The organism is Streptomyces xantholiticus (genome assembly GCF_014651015.1).
In the GTDB taxonomy this organism is placed as follows: Bacteria; Actinomycetota; Actinomycetes; order Streptomycetales; family Streptomycetaceae; genus Streptomyces; species Streptomyces xantholiticus.
In genome coordinates this window covers 127,062-144,022 of the sequence record NZ_BMWB01000014.1, presented here as the reverse complement: position 1 = coordinate 144,022, position 16,961 = coordinate 127,062, and the positions used below count along the sequence as shown (strand labels likewise).

14 protein-coding genes and 3 pseudogenes are annotated in these 16,961 nt (G+C 71.2%); 9 read left to right on the top strand and 8 right to left on the bottom strand.

Translation table 11 applies throughout. The annotated features are described in order from the left end of the window. Positions 1-442 precede the first annotated feature (442 nt). Positions 443-1,366 (top strand): aminoglycoside phosphotransferase family protein, encoded by a 924-nt coding sequence (locus IE198_RS20985; RefSeq protein ID WP_189888837.1) that lies wholly within the window; start codon positions 443-445, stop codon positions 1,364-1,366. A 151-nt stretch (positions 1,367-1,517) separates the two neighbouring features. On the opposite strand, the gene IE198_RS20980 is transcribed toward IE198_RS20985, so the two are convergent. Next, positions 1,518-4,898: a pyruvate carboxylase gene (locus tag IE198_RS20980; RefSeq protein ID WP_189888835.1), complete on the bottom strand. Its 3,381-nt coding sequence runs from the start codon at positions 4,896-4,898 to the stop codon at positions 1,518-1,520. A 532-nt stretch (positions 4,899-5,430) separates the two neighbouring features. Between IE198_RS20980 and IE198_RS36650 the strand changes: the two are divergent. Next, a pseudogene (locus tag IE198_RS36650) lies at positions 5,431-5,535 on the top strand (hypothetical protein); the annotation flags it as partial. Between the two features lie 75 nt (positions 5,536-5,610). Here the strand turns inward: IE198_RS36650 and IE198_RS35400 are convergent. Continuing rightward, positions 5,611-5,865 carry a hypothetical protein gene (locus IE198_RS35400; RefSeq protein WP_229834164.1) on the bottom strand — a complete coding sequence of 85 codons (255 nt, stop codon included), beginning with the start codon at positions 5,863-5,865 and terminating at the stop codon, positions 5,611-5,613. Between IE198_RS35400 and IE198_RS35395 the strand changes: the two genes are divergently transcribed. Further along, on the top strand, positions 5,752-6,060 hold the full coding sequence (locus tag IE198_RS35395; protein ID WP_373299916.1) for a WD40 repeat domain-containing protein: 309 nt from the start codon (positions 5,752-5,754) through the stop codon (positions 6,058-6,060). The two genes, IE198_RS35400 and IE198_RS35395, sit on opposite strands and share 114 nt — an antisense overlap. A 97-nt stretch (positions 6,061-6,157) precedes the next feature. On the opposite strand, the gene IE198_RS20970 is transcribed toward IE198_RS35395, so the two are convergent. Next, complete coding sequence (locus IE198_RS20970; protein ID WP_189888831.1) at positions 6,158-6,499, bottom strand: DUF5713 family protein; 342 nt, start codon at positions 6,497-6,499, stop codon at positions 6,158-6,160. A 108-nt stretch (positions 6,500-6,607) separates the two neighbouring features. Between IE198_RS20970 and IE198_RS20965 the strand changes: the two genes are divergently transcribed. Continuing rightward, positions 6,608-7,312 (top strand): ribonuclease H family protein, encoded by a 705-nt coding sequence (locus tag IE198_RS20965; RefSeq protein WP_189888829.1) that lies wholly within the window; start codon positions 6,608-6,610, stop codon positions 7,310-7,312. Between the two features lie 97 nt (positions 7,313-7,409). Here the strand turns inward: IE198_RS20965 and IE198_RS36155 are convergent, their stop codons facing one another. Continuing rightward, positions 7,410-7,694, bottom strand: coding sequence for a hypothetical protein (locus tag IE198_RS36155; RefSeq protein WP_189888969.1), 285 nt, complete (start codon positions 7,692-7,694; stop codon positions 7,410-7,412). Between the two features lie 114 nt (positions 7,695-7,808). Further along, on the bottom strand, positions 7,809-9,197 hold the full coding sequence (locus IE198_RS20955; RefSeq protein ID WP_189888827.1) for a DUF5685 family protein: 1,389 nt from the start codon (positions 9,195-9,197) through the stop codon (positions 7,809-7,811). Between the two features lie 168 nt (positions 9,198-9,365). Here IE198_RS20955 and IE198_RS36930 point away from each other — a divergent pair. Continuing rightward, positions 9,366-9,455: pseudogene (locus IE198_RS36930) on the top strand (IS982 family transposase); the annotation flags it as partial. 7 nt (positions 9,456-9,462) lie between these two features. Here IE198_RS36930 and IE198_RS20950 read toward each other — a convergent pair. Then, positions 9,463-9,747: pseudogene (locus IE198_RS20950) on the bottom strand (class I SAM-dependent methyltransferase); the annotation flags it as partial. 612 nt (positions 9,748-10,359) lie between these two features. Between IE198_RS20950 and IE198_RS20945 the strand changes: the two are divergent. Genes IE198_RS20945 through IE198_RS20930 form a run of 4 tightly spaced genes read left to right on the top strand, consistent with a single transcriptional unit; the run spans position 10,360 to position 13,827 of the window. Then, a complete protein-coding gene (locus IE198_RS20945; protein ID WP_189888823.1) occupies positions 10,360-10,698 on the top strand; it encodes an antibiotic biosynthesis monooxygenase family protein in 339 nt (112 codons plus the stop codon). Next, on the top strand, positions 10,695-11,588 hold the full coding sequence (locus tag IE198_RS20940) for an NAD(P)-dependent oxidoreductase (protein ID WP_189888821.1): 894 nt from the start codon (positions 10,695-10,697) through the stop codon (positions 11,586-11,588). The genes IE198_RS20945 and IE198_RS20940 overlap by 4 nt, the downstream gene beginning before the upstream one ends. Then, positions 11,585-12,589 carry an amidohydrolase family protein gene (locus tag IE198_RS20935; protein WP_189888819.1) on the top strand — a complete coding sequence of 335 codons (1,005 nt, stop codon included), beginning with the start codon at positions 11,585-11,587 and terminating at the stop codon, positions 12,587-12,589. The genes IE198_RS20940 and IE198_RS20935 overlap by 4 nt, the downstream gene beginning before the upstream one ends. Then, complete coding sequence (locus tag IE198_RS20930) at positions 12,586-13,827, top strand: cytochrome P450 family protein (RefSeq protein ID WP_189888817.1); 1,242 nt, start codon at positions 12,586-12,588, stop codon at positions 13,825-13,827. The genes IE198_RS20935 and IE198_RS20930 overlap by 4 nt, the downstream gene beginning before the upstream one ends. Positions 13,828-13,949: 122 nt before the next feature. Here IE198_RS20930 and IE198_RS20925 read toward each other — a convergent pair whose 3' ends face one another. Next, entirely contained in the window at positions 13,950-15,161 is a 1,212-nt protein-coding gene (locus tag IE198_RS20925) for a serine hydrolase domain-containing protein (RefSeq protein WP_189888950.1), read from the bottom strand. A gap of 724 nt (positions 15,162-15,885) precedes the next feature. After that, entirely contained in the window at positions 15,886-16,959 is a 1,074-nt protein-coding gene (locus IE198_RS20920; protein ID WP_189888814.1) for an acyl-CoA dehydrogenase family protein, read from the bottom strand. Positions 16,960-16,961 lie beyond the last annotated feature (2 nt).

Here is a 16,961-nt window from a genome sequence, read left to right as displayed (position 1 = left end):
GGGGGTCCGCCTCTTCGACGGAGCGGAGCCGAAGAACGTGACACGCCCGCGAAGGAGAGCGTCAGCCGAAGGTGCACGGGTAGGTCCGGGGAAGCCGAAGCCGACCCGGGTGCCGATGCGTTCGACAAAATGGTGGTGGCGGTTCAGCCCCCGCCGCACGGTCCTTCACCTGTCCGAAGCGGGCACAGGATGTCGGGTCCGGCAGGGCGGGCCCTCCCTGATCCTGCGCGCCCCGGGTGTCCGAGGACGGGACGCAGGCGGATGCAGAACTGTGGATCCCGGTGGAGCGGACCACCGGGGCCGCGGCCGGTGCCGGCAACGCCGGAGATCACACCACCTGAGCACAGTCGGACGGCCACGCCCCCGGGCCGAGCAGCACCGGGCGCGTGGCCGGACGAAACTCCGTTGCACGGGGGCAAGTCGGCTGCCTACGGTCCTGCCCATGCTGCCTGCGGTGGACACGGATGAAGAGTGGGACGCGATCGTCCCGGACGAAACGGTCATGCGGCCGGGAGCCGAGGAGCTGTGTGCCCGCCTTGGCCTGGCCGGCGCACCCCTCACCCGTTTCCCGGACGGATCCCAGCCGGTCTACGCAGTGGGCGACGCACACGTCCTCAAGCTGTTTCCCGGAGCCGCAGCCGAGGACGGGATCGCCGAAGGCCGCGTCCTGTCCCACATCCAGGGACGACTGCCGGTGCCGACGCCGCGGGTGCACGAGTTCGGCCCGTACGAGAACGGCTGGCAGTTCGTGCTGATGTCCCGGCTCCACGGCGAGAACCTGGCCGAGGCATGGGACCGCATCCCGCAGGCCGAGCGCGAGCGGCTCGTGACCGAGACCGGTGAGGCCCTGTCCGTACTCCACTCACTCGATCCCGGGCCCCTCGAGGACGTCCTCGGTCCCGGCAACTGGGGAGCCTTCCTGGACCGTCAGCGTGACGGTGCCGTGGAGCAGCAGCGTGCACACGGGCTGCCACCCCACTGGCTGGAGCAGATCCCGGAGTTCCTCGCCTCGGTCCCTCTGCCCCGTACCCCACGCCGCTCCCTGCTGCACACGGAGGTCATGCAGCAGCACTTCCTCGTCGATCCCGACGGGTGGCGCCTGACCGGGCTCTTCGACTTCGAACCGGCCATGATCGGTGACCGCGCATACGACTTCGTCGGTGTCGGCCTGTTCGTCACCCGTGGCGATCCCGAGTTGCTGGCCCGCCTCGCCGAGTCCTACGGCCACACCTTCGAGCCCGCCGTGCTGCTCGCGTACACGCTGCTGCACGTGTACAGCAACCTCCCCTGGTACCTGCGGGAACTGGACGGCCCCGGCGAACGCACCCTGCCGGCGCTTGCCGAGGCGTGGTTCGGCGCCGCCTGACGACCTCGCTGAAGGGTCTGCAGGGGGCCTGGACGGGTGTCGCCGCTCAACGCGTAGATCGCACAGTGACACCGCCGCGGTGGGGAAGGCGCGCAGCGCTTGATGTGCACTGCGCGCCGTGCCCCTCGTCAGCGAGGTCCGCCCCGCTCTGTCACGGTGCGATCTCGATCAGCAGGTCACCCGCCTCCACCTGCTGGATCTCGCCGATGGCGACCCGCCGCACCGTGCCGGAGCTCTGCGCGGTGATCGACGCCTCCATCTTCATCGCCTCGATGGTGGCCACGGTCTGACCCGCGTTCACCGAGGTGCCTTCCGCGACCTGGAGGGTGACCACGCCCGCGAACGGGGCCGCGACGTGCCGGTCGTTGCCACGCTCCGCCTTCTCCGCAGCCTTCACCGTCGTGGCGACGGAGTTGTCGCGCACCGAGACCGGGCGCATCTGCCCGTTCATCCGGGTCAGCACCGTGCGGAACCCGCGCTCGTCCGCCTCCGAGATGGCCTCCAGCTCGATCAGCAGCGTGACGCCCGGCTCCAGGGTGACGTTGTGTTCGGTGTCGGGCTCGAGCCCGTAGAAGAAGTCCTTCGTCGAGAGCACCGAGGTGTCGCCGTAGTGCTCCCGATGGGTCTCGAACGACTTCGCCGGGCCGGGGAACAGCAGCCGGTTGAGCGTGGAGCGGCGCTCGTCGCGCAGACCCCGCCGATCGTCCTCGGACAGCCGCGGCGGCTCTGCCTGCGGCGGCCGGGCCGCCAGCGCCCTGCTGCGGAACGGCTCCGGCCAGCCACCGGGCGGGTCACCCAGTTCGCCGCGCAGGAAGCCGATCACCGAGTCCGGGACGTCGAACTTCTCCGGTGACGACTCGAAGGCGTCCGCCGAAACCCCGGCGCCCACCAGGTGCAGCGCCAGGTCGCCCACGACCTTCGAGGACGGTGTGACCTTGACCAGGCGGCCCAGCATGCGGTCGGCCGCCGCGTAGTAGTCCTCGACCAGCTCGAACCGGTCGCCCAGGCCGAGCGCGATGGCCTGCTGCCGCAGGTTCGACAGCTGCCCGCCGGGGATCTCGTGGTGGTAGACACGGCCGGTGGGCGACGCGAGGCCCGACTCGAAGGGCCGGTACACCTTCCGTACCGCCTCCCAGTAGGGTTCCAGGTCACCTACGGCCTGCAGCGACAGGCCGGTCGCCCGCTCGGTGTGGTCCGTCGCCGCGACCAGCGCGGACAGCGAGGGCTGACTGGTCGTTCCGGCCATCGACGCGACGGCCGCGTCCACGGCGTCGACCCCGGCGTCGATCGCCGCGACCAGGGTGGCGAGCTGACCTCCCGCCGTGTCGTGCGTGTGCAGGTGCACGGGCAGGTCGAAACGCTTCCGGAGCGCCGTCACCAGGGTGCGTGCGGCGTGCGGACGCAGCAGGCCCGCCATGTCCTTGATGGCCAGGACGTGCGCCCCGGCCTCCACGATCTCCTCGGCCAGACGCAGGTAGTAGTCCAGCGTGTAGAGCTTCTCCGCCGGGTTCGACAGGTCGGCCGTGTAGCAGAGTGCGACCTCGGCCAGCGACGTTCCCGTCGCCCGTACGGCGTCGATCGCGGGGCGCATCTGCGAAACGTCGTTGAGCGCGTCGAAGATCCTGAAGACGTCCATGCCGGTGGCGGCGGCCTCGGCCACGAACGCGTCGGTCACCTCCGTCGGGTAAGGCGTGTATCCCACCGTGTTGCGGCCGCGCAGCAGCATCTGGGTGCAGATGTTCGGCACGGCCTCCCGCAGTGCGGCGAGCCGCTCCCACGGGTCCTCCGCGAGGAACCGCAGCGCCACGTCGAAGGTCGCGCCGCCCCAGCACTCGAGGCTCAGCAACTCAGGAGCGGTACGGGCGACGTGGGGCGCCACCGCGAGCAGGTCCCGGGTGCGCACCCGGGTCGCCAGCAGCGACTGGTGGGCGTCGCGGAAGGTGGTGTCCGTGACGGCCACGGCGGACTGCTTGCGCAGCTCCTCGGCGAACCGCTCGGGCCCGAGCGCCGCCAGCCGCTGCCGTGAGCCGTCGGCGGGGGCAGCCGCGAGGTCCGTGGCGGGCAGCTTGTCCACCGGCTCCACGACCGAAGGACGCGGACCGTGCGGACGGTTGACGGTCGTCTCCGCGAGATGGCCCAGGATGCGGCTGCCCCGGTCGGCCGGCGGCCGAGTACGCAGCAGGTGCGGGCGCTCGTCGATGAAGGACGTGGTCACCCGCCCCGCCTGGAAGTCCGGGTCGTCCAGCACGGCGCCCAGGAACGGCAGGTTGGTCGCCACACCCCGGATGCGGAACTCGGCGATGGCCCGCCGGGCCCGCCGTACCGCGTTCGCGTGGTCGTGTCCCTCGCAGGTCAGCTTGACCAGCAGGGAGTCGAAGTGGGCCGAGACCGACGCGCCGGTGTGCACGGTGCCGCCGTCGAGCCGCACGCCGGGGCCGCCGGGGGAACGGTAGGCCGAGATGGTCCCGGTGTCGGGCCGGAAACCGTTGGCCGGGTCCTCGGTCGTGATCCGGCACTGCAGGGCTGCGCCGGACAGCGTGATGCTCTCCTGCGTCAGATTCAGCTCGGGAAGCGTCATGCCCGAGGCGATGCGCAGCTGTGCGATCACCAGGTCCCGGCCGGTGACCTGCTCGGTGACCGTGTGCTCGACCTGGATGCGCGGGTTCATCTCGATGAAGACATGGTTGCCGCGCGCGTCGACGAGGAACTCCACCGTGCCGGCGTTCACATAGCCGATGTGCCGGGCGAACGCGACGGCATCGGCGCAGATACGGTCCCGCAGCCCGGGATCGAGACTGGGCGCCGGTGCGATCTCGACGACCTTCTGGTGACGCCGCTGCACCGAGCAGTCCCGCTCGTAGAGATGCACCACATTGCCGTCGGCGTCGGCGAGGATCTGCACCTCGATGTGACGGGCGTCGATCACGGCCTGCTCCAGGAACACGGTCGCGTCACCGAAGGCGGAGCGCGCCTCGCGCATGGCTGCCTCGGCCGCCTCCCGCAGGTCGGCGGGCCGCTCGACCCGTCGCATACCGCGTCCGCCGCCGCCGGCGACGGCCTTGACGAACACGGGGAAACCGATGTCCTCGGCCGAGCGGATCAGCTCGTCCACGTCGGACGTGGGCGCCGACGACTTCAGAACCGGCACGCCGGCCTCGCGCGCCGCCGCGACAGCCCGGGCCTTGTTGCCGGTCAGGTTCAGCACCGATGCCGGCGGGCCCACGAAGGTGATGCCGGCCTCGGCGCACGCCGCGGCCAGCTCCGGGTTCTCCGACAGGAACCCGTAGCCGGGGTAGACCGCGTCGGCGCCCGCCTGGCGGGCGGCCTTCACGATCTCGTCGACGGAGAGGTACGCCCGCACGGGGTGGCCGGGCTCGCCGATCCGGTACGCCTCGTCCGCCTTCGCCCTGTGCAGCGAGTTGCGGTCCTCGTGGGGGAAGACGGCCACGGTCGAGACACCGAGCTCGAATGCCGCCCTGAAGGCCCGGATCGCGATCTCACCGCGGTTGGCGACCAGTAGTTTGCCGAACATCTCGCTCCGTCTCGTGTGGTGGCCGCTCACGGGTGTCCCCGGCGACCGCTGTGATCTTGGAACGCTCCGTAGCGCTCAGCGTAGGGCCCTGGCTACCAGGAACGATGCCCAGGCAGCCAGGACGTGCGTCACTTTTCCGAGGCCGGTCACCTGCGGCTCCCCGACACCTTGCACGGTTTCGCACCGTTCTCCCTGTGAAAGTGGTGACTTGGAGGATGCGTCTGCTCGCCCACCAGTGGCGGCGGTCAGGTTGTCGGACCATGGATCGACGGTTGCTGGGGCTCGTGCTCGATGTCCTGCTCGTCCTCGTCGGGGCCTCCGCGCTGGCCGGCGGCGGACGGCGACGACACCGAACCCGTCGTCGTCGGACGGCACCCGCGTCGCCGGGGCCTCGCAGGACGGCACCATACGGATCCGGGACGCCGGCACCGGGCGCCGCACTGTCGTGCTGCGCAGCGGCGGAGAAATCTCCGGCGTGGCCTGGTCGCCCGACGAAGCGCGGCTGGTGGCAGCCCTCTAGGACGGGACCGCCGTGAGCCGGCGCGCCGACGGCACCGGCGCAGGCACGCCGCTGCTCGGTCACACCGACGAGCTGTCCACCGTCTCGTGGTCACCCGACGGGCGTCGCATCGCCACCGCGTCGCGCGAGGATCTGGGACGCCGCCACCGGTGGGATCGTGCACGTACTGGCGCGCGGAACGGCTGTACGCGGTCACGACGACTGGATCAGCGGAGCGGCCTGGTCGTCGGACAGCCGCCGTCTCGCGACCTCGGCCACCGACCGGAGGGTCGTCGTCTGGAACGCGGACGACGGCACGCCCGTCATCACGCTCCACGGCCAGCAGGACCACGCCTGGAAGATCGACTGGTCCCCGACGGCCGCCGCCTCGCATCCGTCTCCCGCGACCGCACGGTCCGGCTGTGGGACCCGGAAACCGCGACCCAGGTCGCCGTGCTCGGCGTCCACGCCGATTGGGCGAACGGCCTGGCCTGGCACTCGGACGGCTCGCGCCCGGCGACTGCGTCCCGCGACCGGATCGTACGCATCTGGGTCCCGCAAGACCCCGACCTCGACGCCCTGCTGCACCAGGCCCGCACCCGCGTCTTCCGCGCGCCCACCGCCGAGGAGCGGCGCGCCTACCTCCTGCCGGCACCCGAGTGAGACATCACTCCGCGCGTGGCCCCTGCCGGCGCACCCGTGCGAATCCCGGGCGGCGGCGGTCGTCGCGTCGGCCCGGACCCCTGCTGGTCAGCCGGCTTCACCACTCCCTGGCAGCGATCAGCTCCTCCGCATCCGCGTCTCCGAACCCGTACGCCGACGCCACGAACCAGAAGTCCTCGGCGATCTCCTCGCGGGCGACGGTCTCGATCCCGCTCCCGGCGGCCTCGAACTCGGCCTCCAGCGCGTTGAACTCCTTCGTCGCCGCTTCTGTGAGTACGTACAGCGCCGCCAGGCCCGACGGACGCTCCGCCTCGATCCGCTCACACAGGCCCAGCAGTATCCCTCGTCCTTTGTCGAGGACGTGATCCGGGAAGTAGGCGTCCGCGTACAGCTCTTGCAGGAATACATGCTCTTTCACCTGCTGGTTCGTGATCGACACGGTGGGTGCCCCATCTCCTGCGCAGAATCGGTGTACTGATCCTGCACCGTGCCACGGACAACACCGCCGACGCCGAACATGGTCGCGGCGCCGTGGCAGCATGGGCGAATGGTGGAACGGAACATCGCCGCGTGTGACGGGGCGTCGAAGGGGAATCCCGGGCCGGCGGCCTGGGCGTGGGTCATCGCCGGTGCGGACGGCGAGGTGGCGTCCTGGGCGGCCGGCCCGCTCGGCCGGGCGACCAACAACGTCGCCGAGCTGACCGCGCTGCGGCAACTGCTCGAGGCGACAGACCCGGCGCTGCCGCTGCAGGTGCGGATGGACTCGCAGTACGCGATGAAGGCGGTCACCACCTGGCTCGCGGGCTGGCGCCGCAGGGGATGGAAGACGGCCGCCGGAACCCCGGTGGCCAACCAGGACCTCGTCGTCGCGATCGACACCCTGCTGACGGGCCGGGACGTGGAGTTCGTCCACACTCCCGCGCACCAGGTCGACGGGGACCGGTTGAACGCGGCCGCGGACGCCGCCGCCAGTCACACCGCCCGCACTCAGCAGCCGGCCGGTTCCGCGGTGGGCTCCGTGCTGCCGCCGCCCGAGACCGCGTCGGACTCCGCGACCGGCGGCGCACCCTCCCGCCGTCCCGGCCGGCCCCGGCGCTCGTCTTCCCCGGGATCGTCGCGCGGTTCGGTCACGGCGAAGTTTCCGGGCCGGTGCCGCTGCGGCCGGCCCTATGCCAAGGGCGACACGATCGCCAAGAACCCCGAAGGCTGGGGACACCCCTCCTGCGCCCCGGCTGCCGCTTCCGCCCCGTAGACCGCGCCGAGGACGGGCACGTGTCCGCTCCCGGTCCCATGCCGACCGGGACCGGCGCCGTTCCGGCGGATGAGGAGGATTCAGCCGAAGGAGACCGTCAGGCGGAGCGCGCCCCGTGCGGGATGCGCAGCGCATGGGCCCGGCGGGCACCGTCGCGCAGAAATGTGGTGGGCGTCGCGGTGAGGCTCGCGGGGCGCGGGACCTCCCAACGGATCAGGACCGTGGTGCGTCCACAGCGCAGCGTGAGACCGTCAGCGGTGGCCGTGGCGGCCGAGCCGTAGGGCGCCTTGGTGCCGTCGGTGAAGGTGACCCGGTCGGTCGGGTGCACCACGAGCGGGATCAGGTCACTCCCTTCCCGCAGCGCCCTGTAGCTCGCGGTCACACCGCACTGCTCCACCCAGCTGTTCTCGTCCGGGGGGCGGCCTGGCTCGTGAGCCGGCCGCCCAGCCAGGCGAATTCCTCCGGGGGCGGGAGCCCGCCCGGGCTCATCCGTCGTTCAGTCGCAGCAGTCGCAGCAGCACTTGCACGGATTGCAGCAGCCACCGCCACCGCCGCAGCCGTCACCCGAGCCACCGCCGGAACCACCCGAGCCACCGGATCCACGACCGCCGCCGCCCGAACCGCCGGAGGAACCGCCCGAGTTGCCGCTGCCCGGGCCGCCGAACCAGCCGTCGCCCCCGGAACCGTCCCGGCCGGAACCATCCTGGCCCGAACCGCCGTTGCGGTTGCCGTCGCCGAACTGCAGGGGCTCTCCGTCATCCTGGCCGGGGTCCTCGTTGCAGGTGCAGCAGTTGAAGCACAGCCCGCAATCGCCGCACAACCGGCGCCACTGACCGCACCGCCGGCACTGCCCCTCGAGCGGCCGGCCCGATGCCATCGAGGCGCCCTCCGGGGCCGCGCCCGCAAGCGCCCCGACGCCGCAGGCCGTGCCCGTGCCGGTCTCCGAGGGCCTCTCCGTCGCCGTACGGCGTCCCAGCCAAGGCAACATGCGCGGGCCCCGCGCCTGGGGGCGGTGCTGGTGGTGACGATGCCGGAGGTCGAAGACGCGGTCGACGGCACGCTCCAACTCGCCGTCCAGAAGCGCACGTACCAGCCGCCCGTCGACGAACTCGATGTCGGACAGGGCGAGTCGGATCCCATGGACGGCGTCGTCGCAGAGCCGACGCACCTCGGCGCGGTCCGCGCCGGTCACGGCGATCGGGTTCCATGCGCCGGACGCCTCGTCCGCGTCCAGGTCCTCCACCGCGTCCAGCAGATGCGCCAGCCGACCGAACAGACGGCCGGCCTCCGCCAGCGGTTCGACGTTGTCCGGGCGCTCCGCGAGTACCGCGGTGTGCGCGAAGGCGGCGGCGGTTGCCGTCTCCGTGGGCTCCGTGACCGTCAGCAGCGAGCCGCCGGGGCCGGTCAACCGCTCGATCTCCGCCTGGCGTTCGACCGCGCCGAGCAGCACCGCGGTGTCGAATCCGAGCCGTTCGCCGCCCGCGGCGCCCGCACGGTCCCAGCCCTGGGCGATCCGGCGTGCCGCCAGCGTCACCGGGCGTCGCCCCAACAGGCCGTCGCCGTCGGCCACATGGTCCCGTATCTTCGCCGCGGCCAGCACCAGCGACACCGTCGCTGCCAGCCGCGCGCCCTCGCCCTGCGCCACGTCCGCCGACCGCATCCCGCGCAGCGGGCACGGACCGGCACCTCGCCGCCAGTCGCCGGTACGCTCCGACTGCGCCTCGGTCAGCACCGAGACGATCAGGCCGTCGTAGTTGGTGGCCACCCGCGCGAACTGCCCGTACTCGCCGCGCAGCGCCAGGCACAGCCCACACAGATGCGCCATCCACTCGGTACGCATGCCCTCGCCCAGGCGATGACGGCATGGCCTGATGATTCCGAACACCGAAGTTCTCCCCCGTAGATACAGCTGGATACAGCCACCCGGACAAAGCCGGATGGACGGCTCGCGGACGCACGACCGCACATGGGACTCGACCGCGCGTGACGCAGGACCGCGCGTGGACGTCAACCTCATGTGACGTCTACGCGCGGCCGACATCCTAGATGGTCAGAATGCGGCCGCTCGCGGGAGACCATGAAGCGCTCAGACCTGGCCGGACGGGCGCAGTACGGCTACCGCGCCGGCCACAGCCGTTTCTTCCGGAGGTGAGCCGCGGATTGAGCTGCCGCGCCACCTCGATCATCTTCGGCGACAGGTCGACCCCGAACGCGGGCACCCCCAGCCCGGCCAGGTGTGCCGTCACCAGTCCGGGGCCGCATCCCAGGTCTGCGACCGGTCCACGATCAGCCTCCTGCACGAGATCGGCGAACGCGCCCGGCTTCGCACGTGACAACGGATCCAACTCCGCCGGCCTCTTGACCTGTTGGGCGTGATCGACGGCGACGGTGTCGTAGGACTCCCGGACCGCGGCCGGGTAGGAAGGCTCATTCATCCGGCGACTCCGGAGGAGGGCGCCGACACAGTTCCCACGAACGGAGACCGCTGCGCCGGAACGGCTGCGCATCGTGGGTCGTCCCCGCGAGGGCGCGGCGAAGGGGCCACTCCCCGCTGCCGCGGCCGCGGTGGGCGACGGTCCGCCGGTCGACGTCAGGGGTGATGGGCGCCTTTGCCGGTTCATCGGCGGGAGCGGAGACGGGTCCGCGGCGGACGTCGGCCCGGTGTCCCCGAGAGATCCGCCCGGCAACGTCCTGCTCGCACGCCGCACGCCGCACGCCGCACGTGCGGCGTGCGAACGTACGGCCCGGTCGGCGAGGACGTCGAGGCCCCGCGCCGCGCCGCGGCCCAGGCGGCGGCGCCACGAGTGCCACGGGAAACCACTCGGGAGGAGTCCGCCGTCCCGGTGTCGGCAGATGCCCCGCGGCGCTCCACGCGGCCCTGGGAACCGCCCCCGCAGAGGCCTCTTCCGAACTCACCCGGACGGCCCAAGTGGCGGACGAAAAGCCCTGCTCCCGACCGGGTCGTGCACCCATCGGAGTTGCACCGCCACGGGGGGTGTGAGTCCTTGGGAAGCGTGTCCTGCCGGATCTCACCATTAGGAGGAGACATGGGCACTGTGCAGAACGGCCAGACGGCCGAAAGGCTTTCCGTGGTTTTCGCGGTCCGTGTGATCGAGGGCGGCGAACAGGGATTTCTGGAGATGTACGAGCAGATGCGGAAGTCCGTTGCTCGTACCCCAGGGCACATTGTCGAACGACTGGGCGCCCCGGTCGACGACTCCCGGCAGTGGGTGATCACCAGCGAATGGGAGACACCCGAACACTTCTTCGCCTGGCAGCAGAGCGAGGACCATCGCGCACTGGTGGCCCCGCTTCGTGCCTGGGTCGACTCGACGCAGTCTCTTCGGTTCCGGGTCGTCAAGGAGACCGTGGAGGCCAAGTCATGACACGCACCCACAACGGCCCCGGTCCCGTCGCCGTGCTCGGTCTCGGCACGATGGGCACCGGCGTGGCCTCACGCCTGCTCGCGCAAGGCATGCAGGTGCGGGTCTGGAACCGCACCCCGGAGCGGACCGAGCCGCTCGCCCGGGCCGGCGCCGTCGCCGCCGGCCGTCCCAGCGAAGCCGCCGAGGGAACCAGCGCCGTGATCTGCACGGTCGCCGACGGCGACGCTCTCGGCACCGTGCTGCGCGGCCCGGACGGTGTCCTGGCCAGGGGCACCTACCGCGGCGCCCTGATCTGCGCCAGCACCGTGGCCCCCGAGGAGATCGTCCGCCTCGCCGGGGACGTGCCCTCCGTCATGGACGTCGGCATGCTGGGCAATCGCGACCACGCCCGCGACGGCGAACTGCGGCTGTTCGTCGGCGGCGAGGAGCGGGTCTTCACCGCAGGCAGGCCGCTGCTGGAACTGCTGGGCAAGGAGGTCGTCCATCTGGGCGCACTCGGCTCCGGCATGCGGATGAAACTGCTGCTCAATCTCCTCATGGGGATAGAGGTGCAGGCCATGGCCGAGGCCGCCGAACTGGCGGCCGCCACCGGCCTGGACAAACAGCTCGTCCTCAGGACGATCGCGGGCAGCGGCTTCGCCTCCCCGGTCATGTCGTTCAAGTCGCGGCGCCTGGCCACCGGGCGTTTCGACGAGCCGGACTTCCGGCTGCGCCTGATGGCGAAGGACCTCATGCTCGCTACGGAGCAGGCGGCCGCCGCAGGGCTGCGCCTCCCGCTCACGGCCGCGGCCGCGCAGACACACACCCGCGCCGCCGAGCAGGGGTTCGGCGACGAGGACTGTGCCGCGGTCACCCGCGCAGTCGCACCAGAACCGGGAACCCACACATGATCATCGACATCCACGGACATCTGTCCCCGCCGGAGGCGGCCAGACGCTTCCCCATGCCCCCGAGCCTGACCGACGTCGACGGAATGCTCGCGGCACGGGCCCAGGCCGGGATCGACCTCACCATCATCGGCAGCCCGGTGGGCGCCGGCGCGATGGCGCGGGTCCCGGGCGTGGACAACTACAAGCAGCCGCGCGACAGGCTGCGTGGTTTCCACGACTGGATGTCGGGGCTGATCTCCTCGTTCCCGGACCAGTTGCGGGGTTACGTCTACGCCAACCCGTTCGGCGACGACGATCATCTGGAAGGGGTGCGGGAGACCTTGGCGGACCCCGCCTTCGTCGGCCTGATCACCACTTCCAGCGTCCACGGCGAGCTTCTCGGCTCGCCGCGGGCGGACTCCTTCTTCGCCCTGGCGGCAGAGGCGGGAGTCCCGGTCCTGGTGCACGCACCGGCCGAACCGATCGGGACGGAGCGCGTGGACACCATCGGCTTCGTCGAGCAGATCGGCCGGTTCGGCGATGTCACCCTGGGCATGGCCATGATCGCGTTCGCGGGATGGCTGGACAAGTACCCGGGTCTGCGGCTGATCGGCGCGACCGGCGGCGGCGCGATGGCGCTGCTGCCGGAGCGCCTGCAGACGGCGGCGAGTCCGCGGCACTGGGGCGGGGGAGCGCCGCCCTCCGCCGCGGCCTCCGCCCCGCAGGCCGCGGCCCCGCAGCCCCCCGCCGCGCAGCCCTCGGTCCCGCCGTCGGCCGACCCCGCCGCGGCCCTGCGTCGCATGTACGTCGACACCAGCCCGTTCAGCCCGGCCCACCTGAGCCTCAACGCGGAGGTCCTCGGGCCAGAGCGGATGCTGTTCGGCAGCGACTCGCCGCCGTTGTCCGCGCCGCTGGAGGACCTCATCCGCATGATCGAGAAGCTGCCTGTGGACAAAGCGTCCCAGCAGCTCATCCTCGGCGGCAACGCCGAGGCACTCTTCGACCTCAGGAGCCGTCCGTGACCACCACACAGGACCCCGTCACCGCAGCCGAGCAATGCACCGCCGACTTCCGGCGGAACCCGTACCCGGTCTACGCCTCCCTCCGGGACACGGCGCCCGTCTGCCCGATGAAGCCGCCGCACGGCGTAGAAACGTACCTGATCACACGGTACGAGGACGCCCGGGCCGCTCTGTCCGACCCCCGGCTGAGCAAGGACATGTACGGGGCCATGGACGCGTACCGGAGGATCTTCGGCGACTCGTCGGTCTCGCTCGACGACAACATGCTCAACGCCGACGCGCCCAAGCACACCCGGCTGCGCAGACTCGTCAACTCCGAGTTCACCCCGCGCCGCGTGGAGGCGCTGCGGCCGAAGATCCAGGACATCGTCGACCAGCTGCTCGACGCATGCCCCACCCGGGAACCGGTGGATCTGCTGCCCGCGTTCGCGTTCCCCCTGCCGATCACCGTCATCTGCGAACTGCTCGGCGTGCCGACCGAGGAACAGCCCCACATGCAGCGGCTGTCCACCACGGTGGCGCAGACGGGCTTCAGCAAGGAGTCCAAGCAGGCCCAGCAGAAGGCGGAGGAGGACCTGCACGCCTACTTCACACAGCTCATCGCGCGAAAGCGCGAGTGCCCCGGCGAGGACCTGCTGAGCGCGCTGACCGAGGCCCGGGACAAGGACGGCGGCCTCTCGGAGAACGAGCTGGTCTCGACGGCGTTCCTGCTGATGTTCGCGGGCCACAAGACGACCGCGTACCTCATCGGCAATGCCGTGCACCACCTCATGGCCAACCCCGCACAGCTGCGCGCCGTGCGGGAGTACCCGGAGCTTGTCGGCCCCGCGGTCGAAGAACTGGTGCGCTACGACGGCTCGGTGGAAAGCGCTACGTTCCGGTTCGCGACCGAGGACGTGGAGATCGGCGGTACACGGATCCCGAAGGGCGCCCTGGTGCAGATCTCGCTCCTGTCCGCGAATCGCGACCCGCGGAAGTTCGAGTCCCCGGACGAGTTCGACGTGAGACGGCCGGGAAACGCGCAGAGCGGCCATCTGGGGTTCGGCCACGGCAGCCACTACTGCCTGGGCGCACCGCTGGCGCGGCTGGAGATGCAGTTGGCCCTGACCACTCTCTTCAGCCGGTTCCCGCGAATCGCTCCGGCCGACCCCTCGGCCGAGGCGAAGTGGATGGAGGTCCCCTTCCCCGCCTTCCGCGGCCTTGCGGAACTGCCGGTCGTGCTCTGCCCCGAGGCGTGATCGGCGACCCGGTCGACGGGCCCGGCTCCCTCACACGCCTCACAGGGGAGCCGGGCCCGGACCGTTCGATCATTCGGTGACAAGCTGTTGCACCGTCAGGTCGAACGGGCGGTCTGCCGTCACTACGAGGACGGCCGCGGTGTCACGACCGGGATGTTGAACACGTGCTCGGGGGTCACGATGCGTGTGATCGCTTGGCCGAAGAGGGTGCTGGGCTCCGTGTTGTCGTGGAGGATGTCCGTGTTGAGCAGCACGACCAGCGTGGCCTTGGACTCGGGCAGGTACAAGGTGAGGGACTCGTAGCCCGGCAGCGAGCCGTTGTGGCCGATCCACCCCTGGATGTCGAAGATGCCCAGTCCATAGCCGGCGCCCGGAATGCCCGTCGACTCCGTCTTGAGACGCTGGGCCTGCGTCTCGGGGGACAGCAGGGTGCCGGTGGCGAGAGTACGGGCCCAGCTGCGCAGGTCCCGGAGGTCGGAGATCATCGCCCCGGCCGCCCAGCCCCAGGAGGGATCCCAGCTCGTGGAGTCCTCGACCTTTCCGGAGGCGGTCTGATTGGTGTAGCCGTGCGCGTGCGGGCTCGGGAACTCTGCGCCGGTCGGGAAGACGGTGTGGCGCAGCCCGGCCGGTTTCACGACCCTCTGGTCGATGAATTCGTTCAGCGGCATACCGCCGGCCTTCTCCACGACCAGCCCGAGCAGGATCAGGTTGGTGTTGGAGTACTCGAACTCCTCACCGGGCTGGAACTGCACGGGGTGTTTGAAGGCATAGTCCAGCAACTGCTGGGGTGTGAAGGGTTTTCTCGGATCGGACTCGAGCGCTTTGACGAAGCCCTCGTCCATGGAGTAGTTGAACAATCCGCTGCGCATGCCCGCCAGGTTCCGCAGCGTGATCCTGTCCCCGTTGGGGACTCCGCTGATGTACTTCGCGATCGGATCGTCCAGCGCCACCTTGCCCTGATCGACCAGTTCGAGCAGGGCGGTCACGGTGAAGGTCTTGGTCTCACTGCCGATCCGCATGTACAGATCCGGGTCCATGGGGGTGCCGGTGGCCTTGTCGGCGACACCGAAGGCCCGCACGTAGCTCCCCTTGCCGGGCGCCGACAGACTGACCATGACGCCGGGCACGTCCGCCTCGCGCATGACCTGCCGAACGGCGGTGTCCAGACGGGCAGCGACGTCCGGGCTGAGCTCGGGGAAGTCGTTGTTGCTGGAGGGCGACGCGGAAAGGGAGGGCCCCAGGGCCGGCGTGACACCGTACGCGCTTCCTGTGGACGCCGGTACGGCCAGCATCGAGGCCGCCGCCACGCCCACGCACGCCCGGCGCCAGTGCATCTGCGAGTACCTCACGGGCAGGCCTCCTGCCAGACGAGGACGTCCGGACGAGGACGTCCGAATGAGGACACCACTCCTCCTCCACGCTAGGCCCGCCGGGTCGCTCCTGCACGGCGGCGGCGATCAGGCCCTGATGCCACACCAGCCGGGCGTCCCGGCAGGTGCCTCGGCCCGACGACGGACGCCCGGTGGCCCGTCCACGATGAGCGGCGAACTGCGGCCGCTCCCGAGCGCATTGACGGCTGCCGCGGCGTACTGTCGCACCACACCGCAATGCCCGTGCCGCTCGCCCTGCGGCGCAAGGCCGAGGAGACACGCCGCCAGGCTGACATCATGTGCGCACCGTCAGCTCACCGACCCCTCGCCGGGTTCGTGTTCCTCCGTCAGACGCCCGTGGAGCGTGTTCGGCTGGCGGTCGGGACCCATGTCCTGCCCGTATGCGGGCCGTTGCCGCTGAAGCCCGCACGGCGTGAACGGGACCGGATCGGCGACCGGCTCGCCGGCAGCCGCTGCAGGCCCTGGCGAAACGGCGGGTGCCCGGGCGGAGGTTCGCATCAGCGGGTCTGCCGGTCATTGCCTACCTGCGGCCCCCGCCGACGACGCCGACGGCGGGGCGCACGTCGACACGGTGAATACCGACTCAGCCGCAGGATGCCCGGCGGCGCCGGTGGAGCCATGGGGCTCGCGGACGGCGTCAGGCTGCTGCTCCAGGGCCGGTGAACGCTCACGTCGGCGTCAGCCCCAGGCAGGCGGAGAGCCGTGCCCGGTGCCATGCCGGTGGCCCGAAGAGCCGACTCGATCCATGTGCGCGCTTGAAGTAGCGGTGGGCATCGTGCTCCCAGGTGATGCCGATCCCGCCGTGCAGTTGGATCATCTCGCCCGCCACCGCGGAGAACGCCTCCGAGCACGCCGACTTGGCCACCGCGGCGTAGCGGGTCAGCTCCGGCGATTCGTCCGCCGCCGCGAAGGCCGCGCCCAGCGCGGTCGAGCGCGCCGACTCCACCAGCACGTACGCGTCTGCCAGCCGGTGCTTCACCGCCTGGAAGGAGCCGATGGGCCGCCCGAACTGCCTACGGTCCCGGGCATGGGCGACCGTGAGTTCGAGGCAGCGTTCGGCCGCCCCGACCTGCTCGGCGGCGAGCGCCGTGCACGCCAGGTCCAGTACGCGCCGCAGCACCCCCTCACCCGTGCCGTCCTCGCCGACCAGCCGGCCCACCGCGTGCCGGAGGACCACACGCGACTGCGTGCGTGACCGGTCCATGGTGACCGCGGCTTCGCGGTTCACTCCCGGGCCGTTGACGTCGACCTCGAGTAGTGAGACTCCCGCGTCCGTACGGGCGGCCACGAGCAGTACATCGGCCTGGGAGCCGTCCAGTACGTGTTCCTTGGCCCCGTCCAGTCGCCACGTCCCGCTCGGCCCGGCGGTTGCCGCGGTGCGGACCGCCGCCGGATCCCACGAGCCTTGCTCGGCCCACGCCAGTGTCCCGATGGCGCGGCCGGCGGTGAGCCGCGGCAGAAGCCGCGCGCACGCCGTCCCGTCACCCGAGGCGAGCAGCGCCTGCACCGTGAGGACCGCTGAGCCGAGAAGAGGGACGGGACTGAGCTGTCTGCCCAACTCCTCCATCACGACGTGGACCTCCACGGCTCCGCAGCCCGCCCCGCCGTACTGCTCCGGTACGGCGAGGCCCGCGACGCCGATCTGCTCGGACAACGGACGCCAGGCCGCCGCGCCCTGGTGTCGGGCGAGCACCGACCGTACGGCAGCCCGTAGTTCTTCCTGTTCCACCGTCGGTCTCACTC

Bases quoted from the DNA above. Each gene is read 5' to 3' on its own strand.
- IE198_RS20925 (WP_189888950.1), bottom strand. From the start codon at position 15,161: ATGCACTGGCGCCGGGCGTGCGTGGGCGTGGCGGCGGCCTCGATGCTG.
- IE198_RS20945 (WP_189888823.1), top strand. From the start codon at position 10,360: ATGGGCACTGTGCAGAACGGCCAGACGGCCGAAAGGCTTTCCGTGGTT.
- IE198_RS20965 (WP_189888829.1), top strand. From the start codon at position 6,608: ATGGTGGAACGGAACATCGCCGCGTGTGACGGGGCGTCGAAGGGGAAT.
- IE198_RS20935 (WP_189888819.1), top strand. From the start codon at position 11,585: ATGATCATCGACATCCACGGACATCTGTCCCCGCCGGAGGCGGCCAGA.
- IE198_RS20985 (WP_189888837.1), top strand. From the start codon at position 443: ATGCTGCCTGCGGTGGACACGGATGAAGAGTGGGACGCGATCGTCCCG.
- IE198_RS20980 (WP_189888835.1), bottom strand. From the start codon at position 4,898: ATGTTCGGCAAACTACTGGTCGCCAACCGCGGTGAGATCGCGATCCGG.
- IE198_RS20940 (WP_189888821.1), top strand. From the start codon at position 10,695: ATGACACGCACCCACAACGGCCCCGGTCCCGTCGCCGTGCTCGGTCTC.